Below are 11,755 nucleotides of genomic sequence, written 5' to 3' on the forward strand. Positions count from 1 at the left end.
GTCATATGGGAGCCAGTATGTTTGATATCGGTCTGAACCTGACCAGCCCGCAGTTTGCCCAGGATCGTGACGAGGTGGTGGCCAGAGCCGTCGCCGCCGGGGTTAACGGCTTACTGCTGACGGGCACCAACCTGCACGAAAGCGAGCAGGCGCGACAGCTGGCGCAGCGCTATGACCGCTGTTGGTCAACGGCGGGCGTCCATCCGCACGACAGCAGCCAGTGGACGGCGCAGAGTGCCGACACGCTCCGGGCCTTAGCCGCCTCCCCTGAAGTGGTGGCGATCGGCGAGTGTGGTCTCGACTTTAATCGCAACTTCTCCACCCCCGCCGAACAGGAATATGCCTTTAGCGCCCAGCTGGCGTTAGCGGCGGAGCTGGGCATGCCAGTATTTATGCACTGCCGTGATGCTCACGAACGCTTTCTGGCATTGCTGGAACCCTGGCTGGATAAACTCCCTGGCGCGGTGCTGCACTGTTTTACCGGCACGCGGCAGGAGGCAATAGCCTGTCTGGATCGTGGTTTGTATCTGGGGATCACCGGCTGGGTCTGCGATGAACGACGTGGGCTGGAACTGCGCGAGCTGCTGCCGGTTATTCCTGCCGATCGACTGTTAGTGGAGACCGATGCACCTTATCTGCTGCCGCGCGATCTCCGTCCAAAACCGGCATCGCGACGCAATGAACCGGCGTATCTGGGACATATTCTTGAGCGGATCGCCCACTGGCGCGGTGAAGAGGTGCAGTGGCTGGCAGCGCAGACGGATGACAACGTGCGTCGTCTGTTTGGCGTCGAATTTTAAACTTTGCGGAAGCTGGTATTTTTGACGCTCTGCTTCACTTCTTTATTCAGTAAGTTCAGCAGCAGCATGGAGCGGGCTTCCCCGTCCGGCTCAGCGAAAATGGCCACCAGTCCTTCAAACGCCCCTTCGGTGATCACTACATCGTCGCCGGAGAAGGGGGTATCGGGATCGGTAATGCCTTCGGGCTGTTTGTAGACCGAGAGCTGGTGGATCACGGAAGAGGGCACCGTGGCCGGGTGCGCGCCAAAGCGCACAAAGTGGCTGACACCGCGTGTCGCATTGATGGTGGTGGTGTGGATCACTTCGGGGTCGAATTCAACAAACAGGTAGTTAGGGAACAGCGGTTCACTGACGGTGGTGCGTTTACCACGGACCATTTTTTCCAGCGTGATCGCAGGCGTCAGACAGTTCACCGCCTGGCGTTCCAGATGTTCCTGAGCACGCTGAAGTTGCCCACGCTTGCAATACAGTAAATACCAGGCCTGCATAATGACTCTTTTCCGCTTGTTATGCCGGCAAGCATATCAAAACCCTGGCGGGATCGCTAAGCTGATTATAATGGCCGTACGCAGAAGAAGCCGTGAATCTTCACGCTTATTTAACAAAAATACAGCATCAGGTAGTCTTACGCCGTATAATGAAACGCTTACAGAGAGAGCTTGACTAACTGCATGAAATACAACGATCTACGCGACTTCCTGGAACTGCTGGAAAAGCAGGGCGAACTCAAACGCATCACCCTTCCTGTCGATCCTTATCTGGAAATGACAGAAATTGCCGACCGCACACTCCGCGCGGGTGGGCCAGCGCTCCTGTTTGAAAATCCGAAAGGCTACACCATGCCGGTGCTCTGCAACCTGTTTGGCACACCAAAACGTGTGGCGATGGGAATGGGGCAGGAGGATGTCAGCGCGTTGCGTGAAGTGGGTAAGCTGCTGGCCTTTTTAAAAGAGCCTGAGCCACCTAAAGGATTTCGCGATCTCTTCGATAAGCTGCCGCAGTTTAAGCAAGTCCTGAACATGCCGACCAAACGTCTGCGCGGCGCGCCCTGCCAGCAGAAAATCCTGGAAGGCGACGCGGTCGATCTGACGCGTATCCCGATCATGCAGTGCTGGCCTGAAGACGCTGCCCCGTTGATCACCTGGGGTCTGACCGTGACGCGCGGTCCGCATAAAGAGCGGCAGAATCTCGGCATCTATCGTCAGCAACTGATTGGTAAGAATAAATTGATTATGCGCTGGCTGTCGCATCGCGGCGGCGCGCTTGATTTCCAGGAGTGGTGCGCGGCCCATCCGGGCGAACGCTTCCCGGTCGCTGTGGCGCTGGGTGCCGATCCGGCGACCATTCTCGGTGCGGTCACTCCGGTGCCAGACACCCTGTCGGAATACGCCTTTGCCGGGCTGCTGCGCGGCACCAAAACCGAAGTGGTGAAGTGCGTATCGAACGATCTGGAAGTGCCCGCCAGCGCTGAAATCGTACTCGAAGGCTATATCGAGGCGGGTGAGATGGCCCCGGAAGGGCCGTATGGCGACCACACCGGCTATTACAACGAAATCGACAGCTTCCCGGTGTTTACCGTGACGCACATTACCCAGCGTGAAGATGCCATTTACCACTCCACCTACACGGGCCGTCCGCCGGATGAACCTGCGGTGCTCGGCGTGGCGCTGAACGAAGTGTTTGTGCCGATCCTGCAAAAGCAGTTCCCGGAAATCGTTGATTTCTATCTGCCGCCGGAAGGTTGCTCCTATCGCCTGGCGGTGGTAACCATTAAGAAGCAGTATGCCGGTCACGCTAAACGGGTGATGATGGGCGTATGGTCTTTCCTGCGCCAGTTTATGTATACCAAGTTTGTGATCGTTTGCGATGATGACGTCAACGCCCGTGACTGGAATGACGTGATCTGGGCCATTACCACCCGTATGGATCCGGCACGCGATACCGTGTTAGTTGAAAACACGCCCATTGATTATCTGGATTTTGCCTCGCCGGTTTCCGGTCTTGGCTCAAAAATGGGACTGGATGCCACCAATAAATGGCCCGGCGAAACCCAACGTGAATGGGGTCGTCCGATCAAAAAGGATCCTGAGGTGACTGCGCGAATTGACGCGATCTGGGATGAACTGGCCATAATGAATAACGGTAAAGACGCCTGAATGCGCCGTTATGCCCTTTAGACTTCCCGACAGAGAGAGCGAATGACAACCTTAAGCTGTAAAGTGACTTCGGTAGACGCTATCACCGACACCGTATATCGCGTCCGTTTAGTACCTGAATCGGCGTTCTCCTTCCGCGCTGGCCAGTATTTGATGGTGGTGATGGATGAGCGGGATAAGCGCCCTTTCTCAATGGCCTCGACGCCGGACGAGCAAGAGTTTATCGAGCTGCACATTGGGGCGTCAGAGCTTAACCTGTATGCGATGGCGGTGATGGATCGCATCCTGAAAGAGAACGAGATCGAGATTGATATTCCTCACGGCGAAGCCTGGCTGCGCGATGACGAAGAACGTCCGCTGATCCTGATTGCGGGCGGCACCGGTTTCTCCTACGTGCGTTCCATTCTGTTGACGGCGCTGGCGCGAAACCCGGACCGCGACATCACCATCTACTGGGGCGGCCGCGAGGCGAAGCATCTCTACGATCTCTCTGAGCTGGAAGCGCTGAGCGTGACTCACCCTAACCTGCGCGTTGAGCCGGTGGTTGAGCAGCCGGAAGAGGGCTGGCGCGGTCGCAGTGGCACCGTGTTAACGGCGGTACTGCAGGATCATGGCACGCTGGTCAATCACGATATCTACATTGCCGGTCGTTTCGAAATGGCAAAAATTGCCCGGGATCTGTTCTGTAACGAACGTAACGCCCGTGAAGATCGTCTGTTTGGCGACGCGTTTGCGTTTATTTGAGACGAAAAAAACCCGCCCCTGACAGGCGGGAAAACGGCAACTAAACCTTTCCCCGTCATCATTCACGCTGCCTCTTTGTTGGCTGCCTTTGCTCACCCCGGTCACATAGTTAACTATGCTCCCGGGGATTCGCGCAGTTGCCGCCGCGATGCAACGCGAATGATATAGGGGAATATTCTTCGATTACACCCTTTCAAACACCGTCGCGATCCCCTGACCCAACCCGATACACATGGTCGCCAAACCAAACTGGGCATCCTTGCGTTCCATCAGGTTAATCAGGGTGGTGCTGATACGCGCCCCGGAACAACCCAGCGGGTGACCCAGCGCAATGGCACCGCCGTTGAGGTTAATCTTCTCGTCGATCTGATCCATCAGCCCCAGATCCTTAATGCACGGCAGGATCTGCGCAGCGAAGGCTTCGTTCATCTCGAAAAGGTCGATATCGCTGGTGGAGAGTCCGGCTTTTTTCAGCGCCAGCTTTGAGGCTGGCACCGGGCCGTAACCCATGATTGACGGGTCACAACCCACTACCGCCATCGAGCGGATACGGGCGCGCGGCGTCAGGCCCAGCTCGCGGGAGCGGCTTTCGCTCATCACCAGCATCGCTGCCGCACCATCGGACAGGGCGGAAGAGCTGCCCGCCGTCACGGTGCCGGTTACCGGATCAAAAGCTGGCCGCAGCGTCGAGAGGGCTTCAACGGTGGTCTCCGGACGGATCACTTCGTCGAAATAGAACTGCTTCAGTACGCCATCGGCATCGTGTCCGCCGGTTGGCAGGATTTCATTTTTGAACGCACCGGACTGCGTCGCGGCCCAGGCACGGGCATGGGAGCGGGCGGCAAAGCTGTCCTGCATTTCACGGCTGATGCCGTGTAGGCGGGAGAGCATTTCTGCCGTCAGCCCCATCATGCCCGAGGCTTTCGCCACGGTGCGGCTCATGCCGGGGTGGAAATCGACGCCGTGGCTCATCGGCACGTGGCCCATGTGCTCCACGCCGCCAATCATGCACGCCTGCGCATCGCCGGTCATGATCATGCGTGCCGCATCGTGCAGGGCCTGCATCGACGAACCGCACAGACGGTTGACGGTGACAGCCGGTACCGAGTGCGGGATTTCCGCCAGTAGGGCCGCATTACGGGCGATGTTAAAACCCTGCTCCAGGGTCTGCTGCACGCAGCCCCAGTAGATATCGTCCAGCGTGGTGGCGTCCAGCGCCGGGTTGCGCGCCAGCAGGCTACGCATTAAATGTGCGGAGAGATCTTCCGCGCGCACGTTACGAAATGCGCCGCCCTTCGAACGGCCCATCGGGGTGCGAATTGCATCGACAATGACAACCTGTTCCATTGTGACTCCTTAAGCCGTTTTCAGTGCGCCAACCGGACGGGCAGGCTCAACCGGGGGATAGTACGCTTCGTTATTACGCGCTTTGGTGCGCAGACCTTCCGGAGCCTGATACAGCGCGCCGAGATGCTCATACTGCTGCGTCATATCCAGATAGCGGGCGCTGCCCTGCGTATCCAGCCAGCGGAACGCGCCGCCGTGGAACGGAGGGAAGCCCAGGCCGTAGACCAGCGCCATATCCGCTTCCGCAGGACTGGCGATGATGCCCTCTTCGAGACAGCGCACCACTTCGTTGACCATCGGGATCATCATGCGGGCAATAATCTCTTCGTCGCTGAAATCGCGCTTCGCGTGGCTGACCTCTGCCAGCAGGCTATCCACGGCAGCGTCTTCCTCTTTCTTCGGTTTGCCTTTGCTGTCTTCTTTATAACGCCAGAAGCCGAGGCCATTTTTCTGACCGTAGCGGTTCGATTCGAACAGGGCGTCGATGGCATCGCGGTAATCTTTCTGCATCCGCTGTGGGAAGCCTGCCGCCATTACCGCCTGGGCGTGATGCGCAGTATCAATCCCGACCACGTCCAGCAGATACGCCGGGCCCATCGGCCAGCCAAACTGTTTTTCCATCACTTTGTCGATCTTGCGGAAATCCGCCCCGTCGCGCAGCAGCTGACTGAAGCCGGCAAAGTACGGGAACAGCACGCGGTTGACGAAGAAGCCCGGGCAGTCGTTTACCACAATCGGGGTTTTACCCATCTTGCTGGCCCAGGCCACGACTTTGGCGAGGGTTTCGTCAGAAGTTTTCTCCCCGCGGATCACTTCAACCAACGGCATACGGTGCACCGGGTTAAAGAAGTGCATGCCGCAGAAGTTTTCCGGGCGCTTGAGGACGCTGGCCAGTTCGCTGATTGGAATGGTGGAGGTGTTGGACGCCAGCACGGTATCCGGGCGCACCTTGTCTTCCGTCTCTGCCAGTACCGCTTTTTTCACTTTCGGGTTTTCGACCACCGCTTCGACGACCAAATCCACGCGATCGAAACCGCTGTATTCCAGGGTCGGATGAATCGTGGAGATCACGCCGGAGAGCTTCAGGCCATCGATTTTGCCGCGTTCAAGCTGTTTGTTCAGCAGCTTGGCGGCTTCGGTCATGCCGAGTGTCAGTGACTTCTCGTTAATGTCTTTCATCACCACCGGCACGCCTTTCCAGGCCGACTGGTAGGCGATGCCGCCGCCCATAATGCCTGCGCCCAGTACCGCCGCCTGTTTTGGCGTCTCGACATTTTTAGTGAGCTGCTTCGCTTTGCCCTTCACGAACTGATCGTTGAGGAAAATACCGACCAGCGCGCGAGCTTCGTTGGTATGAGCCAGCGGGACGAAGCTTTGGTTTTCTAATTTCAGTGCTTCGTCACGGCCCAGTCGTGCGGCCGCTTCGATGGTTTTCACCGCGGTGATCGGCGCCGGATAGTGTTTACCCGCCGTCTGCATCACCATGCCTTTGGCGATAGTGAAACTCATGGTGGCTTCAATTTTACTTAAGTGCAGCGGCTCCAGCTTCGGCTGACGCTTCGCTTTCCAGTCGAGGTCGCCGTTGATCGCCTGACGCAGAATGGCCAGCGCCCCTTCATGCAGTTTTTCAGGCTTCACCACGCCATCCACCAGACCGAGTTTTAACGCCTGATCGGCACCCACGTCTTTACCGGCAGCAATGATCTCCAGGGCACTGTCGGCACCCAGCAGGCGCGGCAGACGGACTGAACCGCCAAAGCCCGGCATAATGCCCAGTTTGGTTTCCGGCAGGCCGATGCGCAGATCCGGCGTGGCCAGACGGTAATCGGTGGCCAGCACGCATTCGCAGCCGCCGCCCAGCGCATAGCCATTGACGGCAGAGATCGTCGGGACCGGCAGATCTTCCAGGCGGTTAAAGACGCTGTTGGCAAAATGCAGCCACTGGCTCAACTGCTCCTGAGGCACCAGGAACAGGGAGAGGAATTCGGTAATGTCTGCGCCGACGATAAATGCCGCTTTCTCAGAACGCAGCAGCAGACCTTTTAAGTCGGACTCTTTTTCAAGCACGTCCAGCGCATGGCCAAGGCTGGCCACGGTTGCGGTGTCCAGCTTATTCACTGAGCCGGGGGCGTCGAACACCAGTTCGGCAATGCCACCTTCCAGCCAGTCTACGTACAGGGTGTCGCCTTTGTAGAGCATGTCGGTCTCCTGAATCCAGCAATTGGATCTGGTCATACCAGATGATTCGGAGTGTGGGTTTTGTGTTAATGAAATGCAAATTAGTCATTAAATAATTGTAGGTCTGATCACGCTCGGCGGAGATCACGCAGCCTTTCTGAGGTGTGCTAAGATGCGGTGACTTGAGGTCAAAACAAAAGGATGAATGATGGATTCACTGGCCGCGCAGTATAAAAATCACATTGTTACGTTGCAGGAACGTACCCGCGACGTACTGGCTCGCTTCAAGCTGGATGCCTTACTCATCCACTCCGGCGAACTGTTCAATGTCTTTCTCGACGATCACGCTTACCCCTTCAAGGTGAACCCGCAATTTAAAGCCTGGGTGCCGGTAACCCAGGTTCCCAATTGCTGGTTGCTGGTGGATGGCGTGAACAAGCCGAAACTGTGGTTCTATCTGCCGGTGGATTACTGGCACAACGTGGAACCGCTGCCGACCTCCTTCTGGACAGAAGAGATCGAGGTGATTGCCCTGCCGAAAGCCGACGGCATTGGCAGCCAGTTACCTGCTGCCCGCGGCAACATCGGCTATATTGGCCCGGTGCCAGAACGTGCGCGCGGTCTGGAGATCTCAGCGGATAACATCAACCCGAAAGGCGTTATCGACTATCTGCACTACTATCGCTCCTATAAGACCGACTATGAACTGGCGTGCATGCGTGAAGCGCAAAAAACGGCGGTCAACGGCCATCGTGCGGCGCATGAAGCTTTCCTGTCCGGCATGAGCGAGTTCGATATTAACCTGGCTTACCTGACGGCTACCGGCCATCGTGATATCGACGTGCCGTACAGCAACATTGTGGCGCTGAATGAGCACGCAGCGGTGCTGCACTACACTAAACTCGATCACCGTGCGCCGTCCGAAATGCGCAGCTTCCTGCTGGATGCCGGTGCGGAGTACAACGGCTATGCCGCGGACCTGACCCGTACCTGGGCCGGGAACAGCGATACTGAATTCGCCCAGCTGATCAAGGACGTCAATGACGAGCAGCTGGCCCTGATCGCCACCATGAAGGCTGGCGTGAGCTACGTGGATTACCACGTTCAGTTCCATCAGCGTATTGCGAAGCTGTTGCGTAAGCATCAGATCGTCAGCGATATGAGCGAAGAGGCGATGGTGGAAAACGACCTGACCGGGCCGTTTATGCCGCACGGTATCGGCCACCCGCTGGGTCTGCAGGTGCACGACACCGCAGGCTTTATGCAGGATGACACCGGTACCCATCTGGCCGCGCCGTCCAAATATCCTTACCTGCGTTGCACCCGCATTCTGCAGCCGCGCATGGTGCTGACCATCGAGCCGGGGATCTACTTTATTGAGTCCCTGCTGGCGCCGTGGCGTGAAGGGCAGTTCAGCAAGCACTTCAACTGGCAGAAAATTGAGGCGCTGAAGCCGTTTGGGGGCATCCGTATCGAAGATAACGTGGTGATCCATGAAAACGGTACTGAAAACATGACGCGAGACCTGAAGCTGGCGTAATGGAAAGCTGGCTCATACCGGCAGCGCCGGTCACCTTTACGGAAGAGATCAAAAAGAGCCGTTTCATCACGTTGCTGGCGCATACCGACGGCGTGGAGGCGGCAAAAGCTTTTGTTGAGTCAGTACGGGCAGAACATCCTGACGCCCGCCACCACTGCGTGGCGTGGGTGGCCGGGCCGCCTGACGATTCACAGAAGCTGGGGTTCTCGGATGATGGTGAACCGGCGGGCACGGCGGGCAAACCGATGCTCTCTCAGTTAATGGGCAGCGGCGTGGGAGAAATCACCGCCGTCGTGGTGCGTTACTACGGCGGCGTATTACTGGGAACGGGCGGGCTGGTTAAAGCCTATGGCGGCGGCGTCCAGCAGGCGCTGAATCAACTGACAACGATCCGCAAAACGCCACTTACCGAATATACTTTATTGTGCGATTACGCCCAGTTATCCGGCATCGAATCGTTGCTGAAGCTGTATCAGGGCCTGATCGTGCACAGTGATTACCAGGCGGCGGTGCAATTGCGTGTGGCGCTACCCCAGGCATCGCTTCCGGCATTCTCAGCAAAACTGGCTGATTTTAGTCGTGGTTCGTTGCAATTACGGCCGATTGAAGAATAATCCCCACCTTACTTTTTGAATACCAAAGGAAGCGGCAGAGATGCATTTTCGTGCCATAACCCGAATCGTTGGATTGCTGGTCATACTCTTTTCCGGGACGATGATCCTCCCCGGACTGGTGGCGCTTATTTATCGGGATGGTGCGGGCCGGGCCTTTACGCAGACCTTTTTCGTCGCGCTGATGATTGGCTCCCTGCTGTGGTGGCCTAACCGCCGTGAAAAGGGGGAGCTGAAATCCCGCGAAGGCTTCCTTATCGTGGTGCTGTTCTGGACCGTGCTGGGCAGCGTCGGTTCGCTACCCTTTATCTTCTCTGAACAACCCAACCTGAGCATTACGGATGCGTTCTTTGAATCCTTCTCTGGCCTGACCACCACCGGGGCCACCACACTGGTGGGGCTGGATTCGCTCCCCCATGCCATCCTCTTTTACCGGCAGATGCTGCAGTGGTTCGGCGGGATGGGGATCATCGTGTTAGCCGTGGCGATCCTGCCGATACTGGGCGTCGGGGGGATGCAGCTCTACCGGGCGGAGATGCCGGGGCCGCTGAAGGATAACAAGATGCGTCCGCGTATCGCCGAGACGGCTAAAACGCTGTGGCTCATCTATGTGCTGCTGACCGTCGCCTGTGCGCTGGCGCTGTGGTTTGCCGGAATGCCGGCCTTTGACGCCATCGGCCATAGCTTCGCCACCATCGCGATTGGCGGGTTCTCCACCCATGATGCCAGCATCGGCTATTTTGACAGCCCGACCATCAACACCATTATTGCAATCTTCCTGCTGATCTCCGGCTGTAACTATGGTCTGCACTTCTCTTTACTCAGCGGTCGTAACCTGAAGGTCTACTGGCGCGATCCTGAATTCCGCATGTTTATCGGCGTGCAGCTGACGCTGGTGGTGATCTGTACCCTGGTGCTGTGGCTACACGATGTCTATGCTTCGGCGGTGACCACCCTGAACCAGGCCTTCTTCCAGGTGGTGTCGATGGCGACGACCGCAGGCTTTACCACCGACAGCATTGCGCGCTGGCCGCTCTTCCTGCCTGTCCTGCTGCTCTGTTCGGCCTTTATCGGTGGCTGTGCCGGTTCGACAGGGGGGGGATTAAAAGTGATCCGCATCCTGCTGCTGTTTAAGCAGGGCAACCGTGAGCTTAAACGTCTGGTTCACCCGAATGCGGTCTACAGTATCAAGCTGGGTAACCGCGCGCTGCCGGAACGTATTCTCGAAGCGGTGTGGGGGTTCTTCTCCGCCTATGCACTGGTCTTTATCGTCAGCATGCTGGCGATTATCGCGACGGGGGTGGATGACTTCTCGGCGTTTGCCTCTGTTGTGGCCACACTGAATAACCTGGGACCCGGCCTTGGCGTGGTCGCAGATAACTTTGCCAGCATGAATCCGACCGCGAAGTGGATCCTGATTGCCAACATGCTGTTCGGGCGTCTTGAGGTCTTTACGTTATTGGTCCTCTTTACGCCAACATTCTGGCGCGAATAAAGGGAGCCATTGATGAAAACATTAATTCTATTTTCGACCCGCGACGGACAAACGCGCGAGATTGCCGCTTTCCTGGCGTCTGAGTTAAAAGAGCAGGGCATCTATGCCGACGTCCTTAACCTGAACCGCACCGAAGAGATTGCGTGGCAGGAGTATGACCGCGTGGTGATCGGCGCCTCTATCCGCTACGGCCATTTCCATCCAGCGGTAGATCGCTTTGTGAAAAAGCATACGGAAACGCTGAACAGCCTGCCGGGCGCTTTCTTTTCGGTGAACCTGGTGGCGCGTAAAGCGGAAAAGCGTACCCCGCAGACCAATAGCTACACGCGTAAGTTCTTGCTGAGCTCACCGTGGAAGCCAGCGGCCTGTGCCGTCTTTGCCGGTGCTCTGCGTTATCCACGCTATCGCTGGTACGATCGCTTTATGATCCGTCTTATTATGAAGATGACTGGCGGCGAAACGGATACACGCAAAGAAGTGGTCTACACCGACTGGTCGCAGGTGGCCAGTTTCGCCCGGGAAATCGCGCAATTAACCCGCAGTTCGCGGCTTTAATAAACGTAAAGCGTGAAAAATAAGCGAACGAAAAACTTTTTGAGATTTATGCTTGTCACCGCCGAAGAACTCCCTATAATGCGCCTCCACTGACACGGAACAACGGCAAACAAGCCGCCGGGTCAGCAGAGAAAAGCATGAAATTATCGCTTGACTCTGAAAGAGGAAAACGTATTATACGGGACCTCGCAACGGTGAGCGGAAGCCGCGTTGCACTGCTCTTTAACAATTTATCAGACAATCTGTGTGGGCACTCAAAGTGACATGGATTCTTAATGTCTTCGGACACTAAATGAATACCAAAGTCTCTGAGTGAACATACGTAATTC

General features: G+C 56.9%; 10 protein-coding genes. 7 read left to right on the forward strand and 3 right to left on the reverse strand.

The window, feature by feature from the left end:
• The first annotated feature begins 17 nt into the window (after positions 1-17).
• Positions 18-800, forward strand: coding sequence for a 3'-5' ssDNA/RNA exonuclease TatD (gene tatD / locus M8318_RS01515; RefSeq protein ID WP_262660749.1), 783 nt, complete (start codon positions 18-20; stop codon positions 798-800).
• Here tatD and rfaH read toward each other — a convergent pair.
• Positions 797-1,288 (reverse strand): transcription/translation regulatory transformer protein RfaH, encoded by a 492-nt coding sequence (gene rfaH / locus M8318_RS01520; RefSeq protein ID WP_106995902.1) that lies wholly within the window; start codon positions 1,286-1,288, stop codon positions 797-799. The two genes, tatD and rfaH, sit on opposite strands and share 4 nt — an antisense overlap.
• Positions 1,289-1,471: 183 nt before the next feature.
• Between rfaH and ubiD the strand changes: the two genes are divergently transcribed.
• A complete protein-coding gene (gene ubiD, locus M8318_RS01525) occupies positions 1,472-2,956 on the forward strand; it encodes a 4-hydroxy-3-polyprenylbenzoate decarboxylase (protein ID WP_262660750.1) in 1,485 nt (494 codons plus the stop codon).
• A gap of 42 nt (positions 2,957-2,998) precedes the next feature.
• Positions 2,999-3,700 (forward strand): NAD(P)H-flavin reductase, encoded by a 702-nt coding sequence (gene fre / locus M8318_RS01530; protein WP_262660751.1) that lies wholly within the window; start codon positions 2,999-3,001, stop codon positions 3,698-3,700.
• A gap of 183 nt (positions 3,701-3,883) precedes the next feature.
• Here the strand turns inward: fre and fadA are convergent, their stop codons facing one another.
• The gene (gene fadA, locus M8318_RS01535) at positions 3,884-5,047 is read right to left on the reverse strand and encodes an acetyl-CoA C-acyltransferase FadA (protein ID WP_262660752.1); all 1,164 of its coding nucleotides are present in this window, start codon (positions 5,045-5,047) and stop codon (positions 3,884-3,886) included.
• Positions 5,048-5,056: 9 nt separating this feature from the next.
• On the reverse strand, positions 5,057-7,246 hold the full coding sequence (gene fadB / locus M8318_RS01540) for a fatty acid oxidation complex subunit alpha FadB (RefSeq protein WP_262660756.1): 2,190 nt from the start codon (positions 7,244-7,246) through the stop codon (positions 5,057-5,059).
• Positions 7,247-7,433: 187 nt separating this feature from the next.
• On the opposite strand from fadB, the gene pepQ reads away from it, so the two are divergent.
• The 4 genes from pepQ to hemG are packed head-to-tail and all read left to right on the forward strand — an operon-like array spanning position 7,434 to position 11,426.
• The gene (pepQ, locus tag M8318_RS01545; protein WP_261645437.1) at positions 7,434-8,765 is read left to right on the forward strand and encodes a Xaa-Pro dipeptidase; all 1,332 of its coding nucleotides are present in this window, start codon (positions 7,434-7,436) and stop codon (positions 8,763-8,765) included.
• Positions 8,765-9,379 carry an IMPACT family protein gene (locus tag M8318_RS01550; RefSeq protein ID WP_106995895.1) on the forward strand — a complete coding sequence of 205 codons (615 nt, stop codon included), beginning with the start codon at positions 8,765-8,767 and terminating at the stop codon, positions 9,377-9,379. Before pepQ ends, M8318_RS01550 begins: the two co-directional genes overlap by 1 nt.
• Positions 9,380-9,419: 40 nt before the next feature.
• On the forward strand, positions 9,420-10,871 hold the full coding sequence (trkH, locus tag M8318_RS01555) for a Trk system potassium transporter TrkH (protein ID WP_262660753.1): 1,452 nt from the start codon (positions 9,420-9,422) through the stop codon (positions 10,869-10,871).
• 12 nt (positions 10,872-10,883) lie between these two features.
• The gene (hemG, locus tag M8318_RS01560; RefSeq protein ID WP_262660754.1) at positions 10,884-11,426 is read left to right on the forward strand and encodes a menaquinone-dependent protoporphyrinogen IX dehydrogenase; all 543 of its coding nucleotides are present in this window, start codon (positions 10,884-10,886) and stop codon (positions 11,424-11,426) included.
• Positions 11,427-11,755: the final 329 nt, after the last annotated feature.

Source organism: Leclercia tamurae (genome assembly GCF_025566055.1).
In the GTDB taxonomy this organism is placed as follows: domain Bacteria; phylum Pseudomonadota; class Gammaproteobacteria; order Enterobacterales; family Enterobacteriaceae; genus Enterobacter; species Enterobacter tamurae.

Bases quoted from the DNA above. Each gene is read 5' to 3' on its own strand.
- hemG (WP_262660754.1), top strand. From the start codon at position 10,884: ATGAAAACATTAATTCTATTTTCGACCCGCGACGGACAAACGCGCGAG.
- pepQ (WP_261645437.1), top strand. From the start codon at position 7,434: ATGGATTCACTGGCCGCGCAGTATAAAAATCACATTGTTACGTTGCAG.
- tatD (WP_262660749.1), top strand. From the start codon at position 18: ATGTTTGATATCGGTCTGAACCTGACCAGCCCGCAGTTTGCCCAGGAT.
- fadA (WP_262660752.1), bottom strand. From the start codon at position 5,047: ATGGAACAGGTTGTCATTGTCGATGCAATTCGCACCCCGATGGGCCGT.
- trkH (WP_262660753.1), top strand. From the start codon at position 9,420: ATGCATTTTCGTGCCATAACCCGAATCGTTGGATTGCTGGTCATACTC.
- fadB (WP_262660756.1), bottom strand. From the start codon at position 7,246: ATGCTCTACAAAGGCGACACCCTGTACGTAGACTGGCTGGAAGGTGGC.
- ubiD (WP_262660750.1), top strand. From the start codon at position 1,472: ATGAAATACAACGATCTACGCGACTTCCTGGAACTGCTGGAAAAGCAG.
- fre (WP_262660751.1), top strand. From the start codon at position 2,999: ATGACAACCTTAAGCTGTAAAGTGACTTCGGTAGACGCTATCACCGAC.
- rfaH (WP_106995902.1), bottom strand. From the start codon at position 1,288: ATGCAGGCCTGGTATTTACTGTATTGCAAGCGTGGGCAACTTCAGCGT.
- M8318_RS01550 (WP_106995895.1), top strand. From the start codon at position 8,765: ATGGAAAGCTGGCTCATACCGGCAGCGCCGGTCACCTTTACGGAAGAG.